Origin of the sequence: Shewanella putrefaciens (assembly GCF_016406305.1) — a bacterium.
GTDB classification, from domain to species: domain Bacteria; phylum Pseudomonadota; class Gammaproteobacteria; order Enterobacterales; family Shewanellaceae; genus Shewanella; species Shewanella putrefaciens_C.
In genome coordinates this window covers 2,527,823-2,547,895 of record NZ_CP066369.1, presented here as the reverse complement: position 1 = coordinate 2,547,895, position 20,073 = coordinate 2,527,823, and the positions used below count along the sequence as shown (strand labels likewise).

Here is a 20,073-nt window from a genome sequence, read left to right as displayed (position 1 = left end):
AACAGTGCGAGGGCAGTCATGGCAGTTATTACACAGTTTGTCGTGGTAAGAGAAGGGGTTGAAAAGATGACATTCACATCGAAAAAGGAGGCAGATGCCTACGATAAGATGCTCGATATCGCCGATAACTTGATCCCCTTCATTCAAAAAGCGGAATTAGGTATTGATGAGAGTCTGAGCGAACGACTCGCATTCTATTTTGCTAACAATAAAGATGAGCTGACGAACTTGCTTAAAGGCGCGGTTCAGGTTAATAGTACGCCAACAAATCAAACCGCAGCGAAGAAAGTGGCCAAAAAGGTGGAAGCTGCCGAATAAAGTGGTTAGGAAATGTCATGAAATCTAAATTTTACGAGTCATTGAACCGCCAAACTCTTGCCCTATTAGAAGGGGAAGATGATGTTGTGGCGGCAATGGCTAATTTTTCAGCCTTACTCAATGACAATCTTACCGAACTCAATTGGGTTGGGTTTTATGTGATGCGTGGTGAGCAACTCGTTTTAGGCCCTTTCCAAGGGAAAGTGGCTTGTACGCGCATTCCGTTAGGAAAAGGCGTTTGCGGCACAGCAGCGTTAGCCGACCAAACCCAACGCGTCGCCGATGTGCACCAGTTCGATGGTCATATTGCCTGTGATTCTGCCAGTAATTCAGAAATTGTGGTGCCAGTCAGAGCCCAAGGAAAAGTGATTGCGGTGCTCGATATTGACAGCCCTGTCTTCGATAGATTCGACGAAGAGGACCAAAAGGGACTGGAATTGCTGGTTAAAAGCTTCGAAAGCTGCCTATTTGATTAATTTGCGTACAATAACGCATAATTCATGGTCGCAATCGGTAGCGTGCGCCTTATAATATGCGCTTGCACCGATTAAGCTTACGCTGGCGGCCATGTCATCAATAAGCTTGATATGTTAAGCCGTAAAAAATTGTTAAGTTATGTTTTTTTAACTTTAGTAAATGCGGCGAGAATGCTAATTTGTACCTTGGCTCGATAGTGAGCTTAACCAAGATAAACGACACGTAAGAAGCTGATTTATATCACCTCGAATTCGATGTCCCTTTTTGACTGTGGAAGTAATGATGGAATCAACAGATAAGTTGACCGACACCAATGCAATTTTGGCGTATTTGTATGAAACATTTCCTTTGTGCTTTATTGCTGAAGGTGAAACTAAGCCATTAAAAATCGGATTGTTTCAAGATTTGGCTGAAAGGTTGGCTGATGATTCTAAAGTCAGTAAAACTCAACTGCGAGTGGCCTTAAGACGTTACACCAGCAGCTGGCGTTACCTGAAGTCTGTCAAAGCAGGCGCGCAGCGTGTGGATCTTGATGGCGAGCCTTGCGGCGAGTTAGAGCAAGAGCATATAGATCACGCTCAAGCTATGTTGAAAGAAAGTCAAGATAAAGCGAAGGCAAAACGTGCCGCACAGGCGCCGAGCCCAGCGAAAACGCCAGCCAAACGCGCGCCTAAAAAAGTTGCCGTTCCCCAGCGTCCTAAGACTGAGCGTCCCGCTAAACCCGCTCCAAAAGCCGCACCTGTGGTGAATTTAGTCCAGGCGCAACTCACGGATTTAGCGAAGAAACAACGCGTCAATGTTAAGTTAGGTATGACACCCGTAGCCGGTGTGATCACTGACATTAACAAAGAGGATATTCATGTTCAGTTAGATAGTGGCCTAACCATAAAAGTTAGAGCAGAACATATCCTGCTGTAATCATTTATTAAAACGGAGTAACTTGTTGATGCGAAAACTCACTTTGGCTACCTCAATCGCCACTGTTTTTGTCGGATTCTCGGCTTGGGCTGTACCACCCACGATTCAAATCAGCGAGTTACCCACTCTCCAGCAGGAAGCACAGCATAAAGTTGCTAGCAAAAGAGTGACGGACTTATACACTCGTTCGCACTACCATAGATTTGCGCTAGATGACGCGTTTTCTGCGCAGATTTTTGACCGCTACCTACAGCAACTCGATTACCGCCGCAATGTGTTAACACAGGCGGATGTCGACGGTTTTAAGCCTTACCTCAATCAATTCGACGATATGCTGACTTCAGGCGAGCTTGAACCCGCATATAAGATGTTTGATGTGGTACAAAAACGCCGCTATGAAGGTTTTGTCTATGCCTTGTCTCTGCTGGATAAAGAAATAGATTTCAGCGTACCCGGTGATGCGTATGAGTACGACCGAGATGACGCTGCTTGGCCAAAGGATCAGGCTGAAATTAACGAATTATGGCGTCAACGTGTTAAATACGATGCGCTTAATCTCAAGTTGACGGGCAAGAAATGGCCTGAAATCGTTGATATTCTGCAAAAGCGTTACAACAACGCCATTAAACGTCTGACTCAAACCAACAGTGAAGACGTATTCCAAGGCGTGATGAATGCCTTCTCCCGCAGCATTGAGCCGCACACTAGCTATCTTTCTCCACGTAATGCCGAGCGTTTCCAAATGGAAATGAACTTGAGCCTAGAGGGGATTGGAGCGCAGTTACAACTCGAAGATGATTACACAGTGATCAAGAGTTTAATCGCTGGCGGTCCTGCTGCAGGCAGTGAAAAGCTCTCTCCTGAGGATAAAATTGTCGGTGTCGGCCAAGAAGGTGGCGAGATTGTCGATGTGATCGGCTGGCGTTTAGACGATGTGGTCGATCTGATCAAAGGTCCGAAGGGCAGTAAGGTAGTTTTGCAAATTCTGCCAAAGAAGGGCGGTTCAAATGCTAAACCCTTCAATGTGACCTTAGTGCGTGACAAAATTCGCTTAGAAGATCGTGCTGCGACCTCTAAGATTATCGAGCCTAAAGAAGGCGAATATGCGAATCGTAAGGTTGGCGTGATCCAAATTCCTGGTTTCTATATGAATTTATCCCAGGATGTGGAAAAAGAACTCGTCAAACTTAATGAAGCCAAAGTCGAAGGTATAGTGATCGATTTACGGGGTAATGGTGGTGGAGCCTTAACCGAAGCCGTATTACTGACGGGCCTCTTTATCGATATGGGTCCAGTAGTACAAATTCGTGATGCCGATGGCCGCGTCTCTGCACACCGTGACAATGATGGTAAAACAAATTATTCAGGTCCCTTGACGGTTATGGTTGACCGCTATAGCGCTTCAGCCTCTGAGATTTTTGCCGCTGCATTGCAAGATTACGATCGTGCGCTAATTGTCGGTGAATCGAGCTTCGGTAAAGGCACAGTGCAACAGCATAAGAGTCTTGGCCGTATCTATGATATGTATGAGAAGCCAATCGGCCATGTGCAATATACGATTCAGAAGTTTTATCGCATTAATGGCGGTAGCACTCAGATAAAGGGTGTCACCCCCAATATTGCTTACCCCAGTGCCTTAGAGCCGGGTGAGTACGGTGAAGCGGAAGAAAAGAATGCCTTGCCTTGGGATAAAGTCCCCATGGCACAATATGGCACGCTCAATGATATTACCCCTGAGTTAGTGACTAGCCTTGAGGCCAAGCACCTTAACCGGATCAAAAGCAGTGTAGAGTTTGCTTATATCAATCAAGATATTGCAGACTTTAAAAAGCATCATAAAGAGAAGACGGTTTCTCTGGTTGAAAGTGAGCGTATCGCCTCCCGGGAAGCCGATGAGAAGAAAGTGCTCGATAGAACCAATGAACGCCGAGTGGCAAATGGTTTAGCCGCCGTGAAATCAATGGAAGACATTGAAGACGAGGCCGAATTACCGGATGCATTTTTAGATGAAACCGCTTTTATCACCTTAGATATGGTCGATGCTAAAAAGCTCGCCAAAACTAACGCACAATAGGCGATAATCGACTCGGTTTATCCCATTTAAAAACGCGCTTATGGCGCGTTTTTTCTTATTTAGATCAATGTTAAAGGGTTCGAAATGACACAAGCTCAAGCAAAATACTTAAAAGATTATCAAGCGCCTCATTTTACAATAGAAACCATCGATTTAGCCTTCAATTTGGCGGGTAAAGATACCCGCGTAAAAGCCGTAAGTAAGGTCAAGCGCACGTCAGCCCACGCATTGCCACTGGTACTCGATGGCGATGATTTAGTCTTGCTTGCCGTTGCCATCAATGGTGAAACAGTGCCTTATCAACTGAGTCAAGGTCAGCTGCAACTTGAGACAAACCTTGATGAATTTGAACTGGCCATAGAGACACAACTCGACCCAGAGGCTAACTCAAGCCTTGAAGGCTTATATATGTCCGATGGTGCCTATTGCACGCAATGTGAGGCGGAGGGATTTAGACGTATTACCTATTTCCTCGACCGTCCCGATGTATTGGCCAAATATACTGTGCGTATCGAGGCCGATAGGGCGGCATTCCCGTATTTATTGAGCAATGGCAATTTAATCGAACGGGGTGAATTACCTGAAGGACGCCACTATGTTTGCTGGCAGGATCCTTTCCCGAAACCCGCCTATTTGTTCGCCTTAGTTGCAGGGGATTTTGACCTGTTAGAAGATGAGTTTATCACCCGCAGTAGCCGTAAAGTGTCATTACAAGTTTTTGTTGATAAAGGCAATTTACACAAAGCATCCCATGCGATGGCATCGCTCAAGAAGTCTATGGCTTGGGATGAGTCTCGCTTTGATCTCGAGTACGATCTTGATATTTATATGATAGTTGCCGTCGATTTCTTCAATATGGGAGCGATGGAAAACAAAGGCTTAAATATCTTCAACACTAAATATGTGCTGGCGGATACCGTAACGGCGACCGATGAGGATTATCACGGTATTGAGTCTGTGGTGGGCCATGAGTATTTCCACAATTGGACGGGTAACCGTGTGACCTGCCGTGATTGGTTTCAGTTAAGTCTGAAAGAAGGATTAACGGTATTTCGCGATCAAGAATTTAGTTCGGATTTAGGTTCGCGGGCAGTGAATCGAATTCACGCAATTAAAGTGATCAAGAATCAACAATTTGCTGAAGATTCAGGGCCTATGTCCCATCCGATCCGCCCAGAATCTGTGATTGAGATGAATAATTTTTATACTGTGACTGTGTATAACAAGGGCGCCGAAGTCATTCGCATGATGCACACTCTGCTTGGTGAAACTAAGTTCCAGGCGGGGATGAAACTGTATTTTAAACGTCACGATGGTCAAGCTGTGACCTGTGATGATTTTGTGGCGGCAATGGAAGATGCCAGCGGCGTGGATTTAACCCAATTCCGTTTATGGTATAGCCAAGCCGGCACGCCGGCCGTGACCGCGACGGACAGTTTCGACGCGCAAACGGGTATCTATCAGCTGACGCTCAAACAAAGTTTAGCGAACTGTGCATCGCCGTTACATATTCCGTTCAGCATCGAGCTTTTAGATGCGAAGGGCCAATCTTTAGTGGATCAAGTGCTCGACTTTACTCAAGCCGAACAGGTGTTTAGCTTCGAAGGATTAACCCATAAGCCGGTTATTTCACTACTGCAAGATTTTTCTGCCCCGGTAAAACTGTACTACGATTTTGAGGTTGATCAACTGGTTCACTTAATGCGTTTTGCAACGAGTGAAGTCGCCCGTTGGGAGGCTTCGGTGGTGCTTGTCAGCCAGGCCATTTGGCAAAACGTGGCCCATTTACAGCAACAACAAACGATGACACTCGATGAAAGAGTGCGGGATAGCTTTAAGGGAGTATTGCTTAATACTGAGCTTGACCCAGCCTTAATTGCTGAAATCCTAGGGATACCGACGGCTTCAGCCTTAATTGAGCAGGCGGAAAGTGTCGATTTGGATGCCTTAGCATTGGCCCGGGAGTTTGTATTAACTGAACTGTCCTCGTATTGTGAAGATGAATTGGTCGCCCTGTATCGTACCTTAGTGGCTGTAGAGGGTACGCAGGCCCGCGCTCTTAAGAATCAATGCTTAAATTGGTTGAGTCGAGTATCGGCTGAGGCGGAGGATTTTGTGGTAAGCCAGTTTGAACAGGCGGGTAATATGACCGACTCCCTAGGGGCATTAATGGCCGCGAATGTCGGTGATTTATCCTGTCGCCACGACTTAATGCAGGCATTTGAGCAGCGCTGGCACGATACGCCATTAGTGATGGACAAGTGGTTTATGCTGCAGGCGACACGTGATGCCGATGATGTGATTGATACCCTGCGACAATTACAGCAGCACGGCAGCTTTAGCATGAGCAATCCTAACCGGGTACGCGCGTTAATTGGCAGTTTTGCCGCAGGCAATATTTATCAATTTCACCGCGCCGATGGTAAAGGTTATGCTTTTTTAACAGAGTGCCTTATTACCTTGAATAAACTCAATCCCCAGGTCGCAGCGCGTATGGTGACCCCTTTGATCCAATTTGGGAAGTTTGATAAGGCGCGGCAATCGCAGATCAGGGCATGTTTGGGACAACTGTTAGCTTTACCGGAATTATCGAAAGATATGTATGAAAAAGTCTCAAAAGCCTTGGCTAACTAAGACTTGATAGAGGAGGGCGGCAGTGTTTGCCGCCTGAATATTCATGGAATTTTATTTCAAACTTACAATTAGTTATCAAGACTTTTTACCCTATTATCAGGGGCTCGCCGATAAGGTGGAAGTGCGTGAAAGTCAGGGGCGAATACTGTGGATCAATGGTCGACATTTCAGAGGTTTTTTAACTGAAAATGGTATTCATGGCCATTTCAAGTTGGTTATTGATGATAAAGGACAATTTGTTTCATTAAATCGTGTTTAGGGGTAATTGGGTTATTTTTTATTAGAGTAATTACTTTAAACGGTCGGCTGATTACTCATTTTAGCGGATGACGTTTTCTTTATCATTATGTTAATGAAATATATGATTTTTTGATCTGTTTTTACCCTCACATCTTATCTTCTGCTTTTCTAATTTAAATATCCTCTGTGTTGCCTGTGACATAAATGTGTCTACGTGCTTAATTCTTTAGAAAATTTTCTCTAACTGTGCCTTGCTCATGGGGATTAATTGCTGTAACAATGATGTTACCTGTGAGCTAACAAGATGTTGGTTGTAATTCCTAAAACAAAGAATCCAGCAGGGTACGGAGAGCTAAAATGAAAATTGTTAAAAATAGTTTTAACAAGTCGGCGCTTGCTTTGGGGGTGGCGTCGGCATTGAGTTTATTGGTGGTGTCGAACGTTAATGCGGTCTCATTTGATTGGGGTGAGGTTGAAGGTACATTTGACTCAACTTGGACCGCTGGTGCGAGCTGGCGTGTTGGGGAACGTGATTGGGAAGGTCAGATAGGTAAAGTTAACCAACCTCAGTTCGATTGGTCTAACTACTCTGCCTTTGGTAATACAAAATACACATCTGCGGAAATTTGGGCCCAACCCGGCTCTTATTCCAGTAATAACGATTTAAGTAACTTGCTTTATTCTCAAGGTGATACCACCTCTGAAATTATCAAAGGGTTACATGAACTCTCGTTAAAATACGAAAACTACGGCTTATTTGCCCGTGGCATGTATTTTTATGATCGCAAGTTAAACGATGGCAGTTATGACTTCAATGATCCAATAACGGGTGAAGAGTTTGACCCCTGCGCTGATAACCGCGCCTCAGAAGTGCAATGTAAAGATATCCGTTTGTTAGATGCCTTTGTCTACGCCAATTTCGATTTGAATGATGGCGCCAATCCACTCTCCATTCGTGTCGGTAATCAAGTGGTTTCCTGGGGGGAAAGTACGTTAATTGCCCACGGGATCAGTGAAATCAACGCGGTGGATTTGAACATTCTCAATGCCCCCGGCGCCGAGTTAAAAGAAGCTTTTAGGCCCCAGGGCATGGTATGGGCATCCCTTGGGATCACAGAGTCATTATCGGTAGAGGCTTTCTATCAATATGATTGGGAACCGATTTGGGTACCTACTCCTGGCTCTATTTTTGCGACGAACGATTTTGCGGGCTTTGGTGGTTATAACCAAAATGCGCAGCTGGGTTTTAACGCTAACCCAGACATCAACTTAGACTTTGTGATCCAAGAATATGAGCGTTTAGCGGGCATGATCGCCAGCGGGCAATCTATTCCAACGGAGCAGTTGGCGGCAATGGCCCTCGCTTATCCGACTAAAGTGACACTCGTGCAGGACGAAGAAGAGCCAAGCAATGACGGTCAATACGGTATTAAACTGGGATATTACGCACCTGAGCTAGGTGAAACCGAATTTGGTGTTTATTTCATGAATTACCATAGTCGCCGCCCACTGATCAGTGGTACTGCGGCGGACTTTAGCACGGGCGCACTCCTATCGGATCTTGCGACCGTTGGCCAAAATGCGGGTGATATCAATCGTGAATTGTTGCTAAGTCTAAAGAGTTTCTCTAAGGCGCAAATCGTCTATCCAGAAGATATTAAACTCTACGGCTTTAGCTTTAACACCTTAGTAGGTGACACTTCTGTCGCGGCCGAAATTGCCCATCGCCAAGATGAGCCATTGCAAATCGATGACGTAGAATTGTTATTTGCGGGTATGCCACAGCAGCTAGCGAATGCGGGTATTCGCCCGGATCTCGATGGTATTTCGCAGATTGATGGGGTTCAACCGGGTGAAACCGTCGATGGTTTTATTCGCCTTGATACCACTCAAGCGCAGGCGACTTTTACCCATTTATTTGGTCCAACCTTAGGTTTAGATAACTTGACTATGTTGGCGGAAGTCGGTGGTGTGTGGATCCATGATATGCCAGGTTTTGATGAACTGCGTTTAAATGGTCCAGGTACAGCGCGTTCCGGTGGCAATCCAGATATGCCAGGGATCATTCAGGCACTGCATAATGGCCCTGAAACTAACCCATTCCCAACGGATTTTGCTTGGGGCTACCGTTTAGTGGCAAAAGCCGAGTTTAACAACCTGTTTGCGGGTGTGAACATGGCGCCTCGGGTGATTTTCTCCCACGATGTTGACGGTATCACGCCGGATCCTATGTTCCTGTTCACTGAGGGACGTAAATCTGTCGCGCTAGGGGTGAACTTCGATTACCAAAACCGTTGGGGCGCAGATCTGTCCTATAACAGTTTCTTTGGCGGAGTCGGTACGACAAATGCGATGGCAGATCGTGATTATGTTTCATTCAATATCAAGTATTCGATCTAAAAGGACTAAAACAATGAAGAAACTGACGATATTGGCGAGTGCTGTCATGTTAGCACTCGTAGCCCCAGTCGCTATGGCTAAGGTGTCAGAGGCTGATGCGGCTAAACTTGGCAATGAGTTAACCCCATTAGGGGCGGAAAAAGCGGGCAACGCTGACGGCTCTATTCCGGCGTGGGATGGTGGTATCACTAAGCCTGTAGCGGGTTATACCAAGGGCATGCATCACCCAGATCCTTTCCCTGAGGATAAGATTGAATTTACCATTACCAATGCTAACAAGGCTCAATATAAGGATTTTTTGACCCCAGGTCAGATGAAATTATTTGAGCTTTACCCTGAAACCTACAAGATGAACGTGTATAAGACGCGCCGCAGCGCCTCTGTGCCACAGTTTGTCTATGATGCGACTAAAACCAACGCTACCCGTGCGGAATTAGTCGCTCAAGGTAACGGTATTTCCGGTGCGTCAATTGGTATCCCATTTCCGCTGCCAGCCAATGGTTTAGAGGCGATTTGGAACCATATTTTACGCTTCCGTGGTGTAGATGTTGAAACGTCTCGTAGCCAAGCGGCACCGACCGCCGATGGGAGTTATACCCTAGTTGAAACCGCCGAAGAAATTCGTTTCGAGTATTCTCGCCCAGAAATCACATTAGATCAGCTTAAAGCCAGCAATACGCTGTTCTACTTTAAGCAAGTAGTGACGCAACCGGCACGTTTAGCGGGAACGGCATTGCTGGTGAAGGAAACCATGGATCAAGAGGCGCTTCCACGCCAAGCGTGGACCTACAACACGGGACAACGTCGTGTGCGTAAGGCGCCAAACGTGGCTTTTGATACACCGGGCACAGTGTCTGACGGTTTACGTACCACGGATGATTTCGACATGTTTAACGGCTCACCCGTGCGTTACAACTGGGAGTTAGTCGGTAAGAAAGAAATTTATATCCCGTACAACGACTACAAACTGCATTCAGACAAGTTGAAATATGACCAAATATTGAAACCAGGTCATCTCAATCCTGAATTTGTTCGCTGGGAAAAACACCGCGTGTGGGAAGTGAAGGCGACCCTGAAAGATGGCATGCGCCATATTTACAAAACCCGCGTAATGTACCTAGACGAAGATTCATGGCAAGTCTCGATTGCCGATCTCTATGACAACCGTGATGAGTTATATCGAGTGGCGGTTGCCCATGGTATCAACTACTACGAGGTGCCCACACAATGGGATACCTTAGAAGTGTTCCATGATCTGCAATCTCGTCGCTATTTGGCCATGGGATTAGACAACCAGAGTGGTATGTATAACTTTGATGCCAAACTGAGTGAAGCGAACTTTACCCCCGACGCACTACGTCGTGAAGGTATTCGTTAATCAGCCACGGTAGTAGGGGCGCTTAGCGCCCCTCATTAGTTTAAGGAAGTTTGTATGTCGTTTCGCATCCTTCATAGTATTGCTGCGTTAGGTGCCGGTTGTTTATTGTCCCTCCCTTCGTTTTCTGCTGTGTCAGATACGCTTTCATCACAAATTCAGCCCTTGGCCTCGTCTTCTTTAGTGCTCGATATTGCCCATGCGGGTCAACACTTAGTTGCCGTTGGTGAACGTGGTCATGTACTCGTGCTCAATGACCACTGGCAGCAAGTGCCAACGCCGACATCAGTGCAATTAACTAAAGTGTTTTTCCTCAACGAAAAACTCGGTTGGGCTGTGGGTCACGATGCGACCATAGTGCACACTCAGGATGGCGGTCAGACTTGGACACTGCAGATGCAATCCTCTGAGATTGAAAAGCCTTTCCTCGATGTGTTGTTTTTAAATGAGCAGGAGGGGATGGCGATTGGCGCCTATGGCCTGTTTTACCGCACCCTCGACGGTGGTGTGACTTGGAATGAAGAGTTCCATCAAGAACTGCTGGCCGAGGAGGATGTCTCCTATTTAGCTGAGCTTAAAGAAAGTGATCAGGCTGCATACGTAACTGAACGGGCCTCCCTGTTACCACACTTTAATCGTGTAGTGGCGCTGAAAGATGGCCGACTCCTATTGGTCGGTGAATTGGGGCTCGTTGCCGTATCAGAGGATAAGGGGCTCAGTTTTGCCCGTACTGCCTTTGATTATGATGGCTCAATGTTTAATGCCATTGAAACCCAAGATGCCGTGTATGTGATGGGGCTGCGTGGGCATGTGTTTAAGGCCGAACGCAGTTTAGCCCAGTGGACTGAAATTGAGATGCCGGTGCAATCCTCAATCAATGGGGCTATGGCCGTTTCGGATAATGCTTTGTATCTAGTCGGTAATGCGGGCATCGTCATCCAGTTAAATCAGGATGACAGCACTAGTATAGTGACCCGTCGCCAAGGGGAAAACTTAGTTTCAATTGCAAAGGATAATCAAGGGAATGTGTGGTTATCGGGCAGCCAAGGGCTGTTTATTCTTAAGCCATAAAACTTTAAAACAACAATAACAGGGCCGAGAAGATGTTAGAAAAACTGGTCAACGGATTTGAGTCATTTTTATTCCGCAATCGCGCATGGGTCGTGAGCATTTTTGTGCTGCTGACATTTTTTTTGGGCTATCAAGCCAGTCAGCTTAAAATGGATGCGGCTTTTATTAAAAATATTCCGCTTAATCATAGCTATATGCAAACCTACCTCAAGCATCAAAAGGATTTTGGTGGCGCTAACAGCATTATGGTGGCGGTGGAAGACACCAGCGGCAATATTTTCAATGCCAATTATTTTGATACCTTAAAAAATGTCCATGATCAGCTGTTTTTTATTCCCGGCGTAGAGCGCTCACAGGTGAAATCGCTCTTTTCGCCTTCGACACGTTTTACCGAGGTGGTAGAAGATGGTTTCGCCGGTGGTCCTGTGATCCCCGCCGATTTTTCAACCACTCAAACTGGATTGGATACGGTTCGGGATAACATAGAGAAAGCGGGGATTGTCGGGCGCTTAATTGCCAATGATTACAGTGCGGCTATGGTCTCTGCCCAATTGATGGATTTCGATCCTCAGACGGGTAAACCCTTAGATACGATTGCCTTTGCGGCGCAACTGGAAAAAGAACTTAGGGGCAAGTACGAAACCGACAAGGTTAAAATCCACATCATAGGCTTTGCCAAGATGGCGGGCGATGTGGCCGATGGTGCTAAGGGCGTGTTGTTGTTTTTCGTGATCGCAATTTTGATCACCGCTGCCATGGTGTACCTCTTCTCTAAATCGGTCATTCTCACCGTTTTGCCTTTAGTGTGTAGCTTAATTGCCGTGGTATGGCAGCTCGGCTTATTGACCGTGATTGGGTTTGGTCTCGATCCTATGTCGATTTTGGTGCCTTTTTTAGTGTTCGCCATCGGGGTGAGCCACGGGGTACAAATGATCAATGCGGTAAGGCGCCGTGTGATGGACGGACAAACCACTAAAGCGGCGGCGGCTTCGGCCTTTCGTAGTCTATTAGTGCCAGGCGGCGTGGCATTACTCTCTGATACCGTGGGTTTTATTACCCTGCTATCGATTGATATCGGCATTATTCGCGAGCTAGCGATTTCAGCATCCCTCGGCGTAGGCGTGATTATTTTCACTAACCTGATCCTCTTACCCTTAGTGATTTCTTATACAGAACTGAACGTGGTTTCATCGGGTAAGCCGACGGCTGAAGAAGTCCGCGCCGAGGCCATTTGGCGTTTTCTGGCCAAGTTTGCGACACCTAAATATGCTCTGGTGGTGATTATTGCCACTATTGCCTTATATTTTGCGGGGCTGCAACAGGCCAACCAGATGAAGATCGGTGACTTGCAGGGCGGCGCTCCCGCACTCCATCAAGATTCCCGCTATAACTTAGACACCTTCTTCATCACAGATCATTTTTCTATCACTACCGATGTGATGACCGTGATTGTCGAAGCAACGCCTGAGGCCTGTACTTACCATGATGTGCTGACGCAAATTGATGAGTTTGAATGGCGAGTGCGTAATACCCCAGGCATTGAATCGACGGTGAGCTTGGCTTCCGTGGCTAAAAAAGTGAATGCGGGCTTTAACGAAGGCAATCCTAAGTGGGAGGTGCTGCCGCGCACAACGGCGAGTTTAGTACAAGCCATTGGCCAAATTCCGACGACTTCTGGGCTGTTAAATGGCGATTGTTCTGTTATGCCAGTGTATCTGTTTATGAAGGACCATAAGGCGGAAACCATTGAAACTGTGGTGGCTAAGGTCAAAGCGGTTGCCGCGCAAATGGATAATGAAAAGCTGCAGTTCAAACTGGCATCGGGACCTGTGGGCGTAATGGCCGCGACCAATGAAGCGGTGGCCGAAGCGCAGTTGCCTATGATGATCTATGTCTATGGCGCCGTGTTTGTGCTGTGTTTAATCAGCTTTAAGTCCTTTAAAGCCACAGTGGCGGTGATCATCCCTCTGTATGTGGTGTCGACTCTGGCGCAAGCCTTGATGACCCAGCTCGATATTGGTTTAGCTGTCAGTACCTTACCTGTTATTGCTCTGGGGGTCGGTATTGGTGTGGACTACGGGATTTATATCCTGTCGACCATGTCTTCTAAGCTCTCTAACGGTATGCCAGTGCAACAGGCCTACTATGAGGCTTTAGTTGAGCGGGGCAGTGCGGTGATTTTCACCGGCTTAACCTTAGCCATAGGTGTGAGCACTTGGTTTTTTTCGGCGCTCAAATTCCAAATGGACATGGGGATACTGCTGACTTTTATGTTTGTGGTAAATATGCTCGGCGCCATAATTATCCTGCCTGCGCTGGCGGCGGTATTCTGGCGTAAGGCTCAGTAAGTAAAGTTAATGGGGAGTGATTACTCCCCATTTGTTTTGCATACAAAAGCTAATTTTTTGATTTTTTGCGCACATGTTGCGTCATCTTTACGCTGTTGCTGGATTTACAGAGGATGTACCACTAAAATTTTCCTCGAAATACAGAGGATTTAGTAATAAACTTCGCGCGATGATCCGGATCACACTAATATTCTGCGATCGTTAAGCCGAAGCATCCAATAATGAAAAAAAGCGCTGCCATAGACGCTTAAGGAAACAGCAACATGGCCTTGAAAGATGCAATGCCTTCAGTACTACTTGAAAATGTAGTCAGTTTAATTCACGCTAAAGTCCCTAATTCACAAGCCAAGCAAGTTGAACAGTTCGCGACCTGCCTTTACGCCCACATGTCGAAAGACGACCTCAATGCGCGTAACGATAGCGATTTGTACGGTGCCGTTCTCAGTTTATGGAACGCCTTAAATAAGACCCCTAAGGGTCAAACTCACCTGAGAGTATTCAACCCAAGCCAGTCAAAACACGGCTGGCAATCGACCCATTCGATCATCGAAGTCATCCAACCTGACATGCCATTCCTGGTAGATTCAGTTGGTATGGCACTGAATCGTATGGGTATTACCGCTCATATGATGTTGCATACGCCACTGGCGATCGAACGTTCTGCAGAAGAAGTCACTAAGGTGACTTATCTGAATCAGAGCCCAGACAGTACTGAGCAAGTGGCGGTTTTCTTAATTGAAATTGACCGTCAAAGCAGCACAGTGGATATCAAGGCTCTGGAGCGCGAAATCCAATCCGTGCTCGCCGATGTTGCCGCCTCAGTCAATGACTGGGAAGCCATGTCCGCTAAATTGAGCGAAACCATTAAAGATTTGCCAAAGCGCCCGTTCCCCGGTGAGAAGCAAGAGTTAGAAGAAGCGGTTAACTTCTTAACTTATCTTAATAATCATCATTTTACCTTACTGGGATACCGTCAATACGATCTAAAACGTGTTGAAGGCGATGTCGAGCTAGTGCCTAATATTGCCTCTAGTTTAGGTTTGATGAATAAGCACCACAAAACTCAACCAGAGCAAGGGTTGTTGTTATCTAGCTTCTCCGACAGTGCCCGTAAGGAAGCCCTAGACCACAGCTTACTCATTCTGACGAAGAGCAGTGCTAAGAGCCGTGTTCACCGTCCTGCCTATGTCGATTATATCGGCATCAAGCGTTTCGATAAGAAAGGCAATGTGGTAGGTGAAGACAGATTTATCGGTTTGTATGCGTCAAACGTGTATAACCGCAGCCCACGTGAAATCCCACTGCTGAACGAAAAAGTGCAGCGTGTGTTAGATCGTTCAGGCTTAACGCCACGTTCCCACGACTATAAAGCCCTGCTGAACATTCTTGAGAATTTACCGCGCGATGAGCTAATCCAAGCCAATGTGGATGATTTAGCCCACACAGCTCACGGTGTGCTCGAGATGCAAGACAGGGACAAGCTGAAACTCTTTGTTCGCAAAGATGGCTTTGGCCGTTTCTTATCCTGTTTAGTGTACGTTTCTAAGGATCGTTACAACACTAAACTTCGCCAAGATACCCAACGTATTCTGGCCCAGCATTTTAACAGCAAAGAAGATGTAGAGTTTACGACGTATTTCTCCGAGTCGACCCTGGCCCGTACTCACTACATAGTCAAAGTTGATAACAATAATATGGATGTAGATGTGGCTGCCATAGAAAATAACTTAATAGAAGCGGCACGTTCTTGGGAAGATAAGTTAAATACTGCGCTAAACAACGCCCTAGGCGAAGAAGCCGGTACTCATCTGATGAAGCGTTACGCTAACGCCTTCGAACAAAGCTATAAAGAAGACGTACTGCCAAGCTCAGCCGTTGTTGATATGCAACAGCTCGAAGCGCTGGACGATGAACACAAGCTCGGCATGTTGTTCTATCAACCGCAGGAAGCGGCGCTGAACGACAACAAAGTGCGTTTAAAGTTATTCCATAAAGATGAGCCTATTCATCTTTCTGACGTGCTGCCAATGTTAGAAAACTTTGGTCTGCGGGTGATCAACGAGCGCCCCTATGAAGTCACGACAACGGACGGTTCAACCTTCTGGATCTTAGACTTCTTGATGACAGTTAAAGTCGTCAACACAGACAATATCGCCGATAGTCAAGACAGATTCCAAACTGCACTGTCACAAGTGTGGCAAAAGAAGTTAGAAGATGACGGCTTCAACCGCATTATTCTGGCCTCTGGTCTAACTGGCCGTGAAGTGTCTGTACTGCGTGCTTACGCTAAGTACATGCGTCAAATCGATGCAACTTTCAGCCAAGCTTATATCGAAGAAACCTTCGGCCGTTACCCACAAATCGCCGATTTGTTGGTGAAGATGTTTATCCGTAAGTTCAATCCAAAACTCAAGACCCGTACGCTGGGCAAGTTTATGGAGCAGATCAATTTACGTTTAGACGAAGTTTCTAGCCTAGATGATGACCGTATTATTCGTCGTTATTTAGACCTGATTAACGCGACGCTGCGGACTAACTTCTATCAGTTGGATGCTAAAGGCGAATCTAAGAGTTATATCTCGTTTAAATTCATGCCTTCGCTGATCCCTGAAATGCCACGCCCATTGCCGAAATTCGAAATCTTCGTTTATTCGCCACGGGTTGAAGGTGTGCATTTACGTTACGGTAAAGTGGCCCGTGGTGGTCTGCGTTGGTCGGATCGCCGTGAAGACTTCCGTACCGAAGTATTAGGTCTGGTAAAAGCCCAGCAAGTGAAAAACACCGTAATCGTGCCTGTGGGTGCCAAGGGTGGTTTCGTTTGTAAACAATTACCGACCGAAGGCGGCCGTGAAGCCTTCTTCACCGAAGGTCAAGAATGCTACCGTATCTTCATTCGCGCCTTGCTCGATATTACCGATAACATTTTGAACGGTGAAATCGTCCATCCAGTGGATGTGGTGCGTCACGATGAAGATGACCCGTATTTAGTGGTAGCAGCCGATAAAGGCACTGCGACATTCTCCGATATCGCGAACTCGATTTCCCTTGAATACCATTTCTGGCTCGGTGATGCGTTCGCATCGGGCGGCAGTAACGGTTATGACCATAAGAAAATGGGCATCACGGCCAAAGGCGGTTGGGAATCGGTTAAGCGTCACTTCCGCGAAGTGGGGATCGATTGCCAAACCACAGACTTTACCTGTTTAGGTATAGGTGACATGGCGGGCGACGTATTCGGTAACGGTATGTTGTTGTCTAAGCACACTAAACTGATTGCAGCCTTTAACCATATGCATATCTTTATCGATCCAAATCCGGATACGGCATTAAGTTATGATGAACGGGCGCGTTTATTCGCTCTGCCACGTTCAAGCTGGGAAGATTACAATAGCAAGTTGATTTCTAAGGGCGGCGGTATTTTCCTGCGTTCATCTAAATCAATCCCACTGTCGGCGGAAATGAAGCAAATGTTGGCCACAGAGAAAACCTCTATGACCCCAACTGAGCTGATGAAAGAACTGCTGAAAATGCCAGTGGATCTGATCTGGAACGGTGGTATCGGTACTTATGTTAAGTCATCCCGCGAGACCCATGCTGAAGTTGGCGATCGTGCTAACGATGCTCTACGTGTCAACGGCGGCGAACTGCGCGCTAAGATAGTCGGCGAGGGTGGTAACTTAGGTTGTACTCAGTTAGGTCGTATCGAATATGCATCTAACGGCGGTCGCATCAACACTGACTTCGTGGATAACGTCGGTGGTGTGGACTGTTCAGACAACGAAGTGAACATCAAGATTTTGCTGAACGCTATGGTGACTGAAGGTGAACTAACGCTTAAGCAGCGTAACCGTTTACTGGAAGAAATGACCGAAGAAGTCGGCCAAATCGTACTGCAGGACTGTAAAGATCAAACCCGTACTATCTCTGTGACTCAAGTACGCGGTGCTGAGCAGTTAAAAGAGCAGATCCGCTTTATCCAGTATCTGGAAAAAGAAGGCAAGTTAGACAGAGCGTTAGAGTTTTTACCCTCTGACGACGAGCTAGCTGAACGTTTAGCCAGTGGTCGCGCGTTAACACGCCCTGAGCTATCTGTGCTGGTTGCCTACGCGAAGATGGTGCTGAAAGAGCAGTTAGTGACGCCAGAAATCACTGAAGATACGCTATTAAGCCAATTGCTCATCGCCTATTTCCCGAAAAAACTTCAGGAAAAATACAGCGACAGAATGGCGACTCACCCACTGCGCGGCGAAATCATTGCGACCTCGCTCGCCAATGAACTCGTTAACGACATGGGGCTGAACTTCGTTCAACGTATGCAAGATGAGACAGGTGCCTCAGTTGCCGATGCGGCGATTTGTTACACTATGGCTCGCGAAGTATTTGGTTTAGCTGAATTAACTAAATCGATCACTGACTTAAACGGTATCGTACCTGCTGTGGTTCAAGGTGAGATGTTGCACCAGTTACGCCGCAATATGCGTCGTGCTTGTCGCTGGTTCCTGCGCCACCGTAACCGTACTTGGAGCATCGAGCAAACGGTTGCCTTCTTCAAACCTGTATTTGAACAGATCAAAGCGAATGTTCATTTATACCTAGTCGAAGAAGAAGCGAAAGGTATCCAATCTGAGATCAATGCCTTGATCAGAGAGAATGTACCGCAGGATGTTGCGACCGTTGTGGCTAATATGAGTACCTTGTTCTCAGCCTTAGACATAGCACAAATTGCCCAAGCAGAAGGTAAGACAGTGGCATTAGTTGCCGAAACTTACTTCAAACTCGGCGCCCGTGTTGAGCTGCACTGGTTCTTAGAACAGATCAGCGCTCAACCTGTGGCGAACCATTGGCAAGCACTGGCCCGTGCCGCCTTTAGGGAAGAGTTGGATTGGCAACAACGTGCATTAAGTTCAGTGGTGCTAAGAACCTGCAGTGAATCCTGTGATGCCGAAAGCGTGATTTCTCAGTGGATTGAGATCAATCAAGGCTTATTGGAAAGATGGTTCCACATGCTAGCTGACTTCAAAACGTCGCAAAGCCATGAGTTTGCTAAGTTCTCTGTCGCCCTACGTGAACTTAATCTTCTGATCCTTCACTGCGAAGGCCAAAAGTAAACTTTTATAACAATCAGAAGCCCTGGCGATCGCCGGGGCTTTTTTTAGGTCGAGGAAAGTACATGTTTTATAAAATCGCACAGAAAGTCATGTTTCAGATGGATCCTGAGCGAGCTCACAATCTTGCTATAGGCAGTTTAAAAATGACTGCCAATAGTCCATTAATCTGCCTGTATGGACAAACTATTGCCCCCGCCCCCGTAAACTTTATGGGGCTGACCTTTCCAAATCCTGTTGGCTTAGCGGCGGGTATGGACAAGGATGGCGAATCGATTGATGCCTTTCATGCGATGGGATTTGGCCATGTCGAAGTGGGGACTGTTACCCCAAGGCCACAACCCGGTAATGATTTGCCCCGCTTATTTAGATTAAAACCCGCCAAAGGCATCATCAATCGCATGGGTTTTAATAACAAAGGTGTCGATAATTTAGTTAAAAACTTGCTCGCCAAGAAGACGAATATTATGGTCGGCGTCAATATTGGTAAAAATAAAGACACGCCAGTAGAGCAGGGTAAAGACGATTATTTGATCTGCATGGATAAAGTTTACCCCCATGCGGCGTATATTGCGGTGAATATTTCATCACCCAATACCCCAGGATTGCGATCGCTGCAATATGGCGATCTATTAGATGAATTATTAAGCGCCATTAAAACTAAGCAACTTGAGCTTGCTGAAAAACATAAAAAGTATGTGCCCATCGCGCTTAAAATTGCCCCAGATTTAACCAGTGAAGAAATTGAGAATATCGCTCAAGCTCTGATTAAAAACAAATTTGATGGCGCAATTGCGACCAATACCACTTTGACCCGTGATGGGGTTAGTGGTCTTGCTAATGCCAATGAAAGCGGCGGGTTAAGCGGTAAACCTTTGACTGAGCTGTCGACGAAAGTGATCAAGCAGTTAGCTATGTGCTTGAAAGGACAGATCCCGATCATCGGCGTAGGCGGTATTAATAGTGCCGAGGATGCCTTAGCCAAATTCGATGCGGGCGCGACTATGGTACAGATTTACTCGGGTTTTATTTATCAAGGTCCAAAGTTAATTAAAGAAATTGTAGAAGCCTACCGATTAAAATAATGATCTTAAGATCAATATAGGGATCTAA

Annotated in this window: 12 protein-coding genes; all 12 read left to right on the top strand. The window is 46.4% G+C overall.

Annotated features, from left to right (window positions below; all coding sequences use genetic code 11):
* Positions 1-18: 18 nt before the first annotated feature.
* On the top strand, positions 19-318 hold the full coding sequence (locus tag JFT56_RS11015) for a YebG family protein (RefSeq protein WP_198780152.1): 300 nt from the start codon (positions 19-21) through the stop codon (positions 316-318).
* Positions 319-335: 17 nt separating this feature from the next.
* Positions 336-794, top strand: coding sequence for a GAF domain-containing protein (locus JFT56_RS11010; protein WP_198780151.1), 459 nt, complete (start codon positions 336-338; stop codon positions 792-794).
* Between the two features lie 283 nt (positions 795-1,077).
* On the top strand, positions 1,078-1,713 hold the full coding sequence (gene proQ / locus JFT56_RS11005; RefSeq protein WP_198783555.1) for an RNA chaperone ProQ: 636 nt from the start codon (positions 1,078-1,080) through the stop codon (positions 1,711-1,713).
* 28 nt (positions 1,714-1,741) lie between these two features.
* On the top strand, positions 1,742-3,787 hold the full coding sequence (gene prc / locus JFT56_RS11000; protein ID WP_198780150.1) for a carboxy terminal-processing peptidase: 2,046 nt from the start codon (positions 1,742-1,744) through the stop codon (positions 3,785-3,787).
* A gap of 84 nt (positions 3,788-3,871) precedes the next feature.
* Positions 3,872-6,421, top strand: coding sequence for an aminopeptidase N (gene pepN / locus JFT56_RS10995; protein WP_198780149.1), 2,550 nt, complete (start codon positions 3,872-3,874; stop codon positions 6,419-6,421).
* A gap of 43 nt (positions 6,422-6,464) precedes the next feature.
* Positions 6,465-6,680, top strand: coding sequence for a DUF2835 domain-containing protein (locus JFT56_RS10990; RefSeq protein WP_198780148.1), 216 nt, complete (start codon positions 6,465-6,467; stop codon positions 6,678-6,680).
* Positions 6,681-7,018: 338 nt separating this feature from the next.
* On the top strand, positions 7,019-9,061 hold the full coding sequence (locus JFT56_RS10985) for a DUF1302 domain-containing protein (RefSeq protein WP_198780147.1): 2,043 nt from the start codon (positions 7,019-7,021) through the stop codon (positions 9,059-9,061).
* A 13-nt stretch (positions 9,062-9,074) separates the two neighbouring features.
* A complete protein-coding gene (locus JFT56_RS10980) occupies positions 9,075-10,439 on the top strand; it encodes a DUF1329 domain-containing protein (protein ID WP_198780146.1) in 1,365 nt (454 codons plus the stop codon).
* A gap of 54 nt (positions 10,440-10,493) precedes the next feature.
* A complete protein-coding gene (locus tag JFT56_RS10975) occupies positions 10,494-11,507 on the top strand; it encodes a WD40/YVTN/BNR-like repeat-containing protein (RefSeq protein WP_198780145.1) in 1,014 nt (337 codons plus the stop codon).
* Positions 11,508-11,539: 32 nt separating this feature from the next.
* Positions 11,540-13,855, top strand: coding sequence for an efflux RND transporter permease subunit (locus JFT56_RS10970; RefSeq protein WP_198780144.1), 2,316 nt, complete (start codon positions 11,540-11,542; stop codon positions 13,853-13,855).
* Between the two features lie 263 nt (positions 13,856-14,118).
* Positions 14,119-18,963: an NAD-glutamate dehydrogenase gene (locus JFT56_RS10965; protein ID WP_198780143.1), complete on the top strand. Its 4,845-nt coding sequence runs from the start codon at positions 14,119-14,121 to the stop codon at positions 18,961-18,963.
* A 62-nt stretch (positions 18,964-19,025) separates the two neighbouring features.
* Positions 19,026-20,045 (top strand): quinone-dependent dihydroorotate dehydrogenase, encoded by a 1,020-nt coding sequence (gene pyrD / locus JFT56_RS10960; RefSeq protein ID WP_198780142.1) that lies wholly within the window; start codon positions 19,026-19,028, stop codon positions 20,043-20,045.
* Positions 20,046-20,073 lie beyond the last annotated feature (28 nt).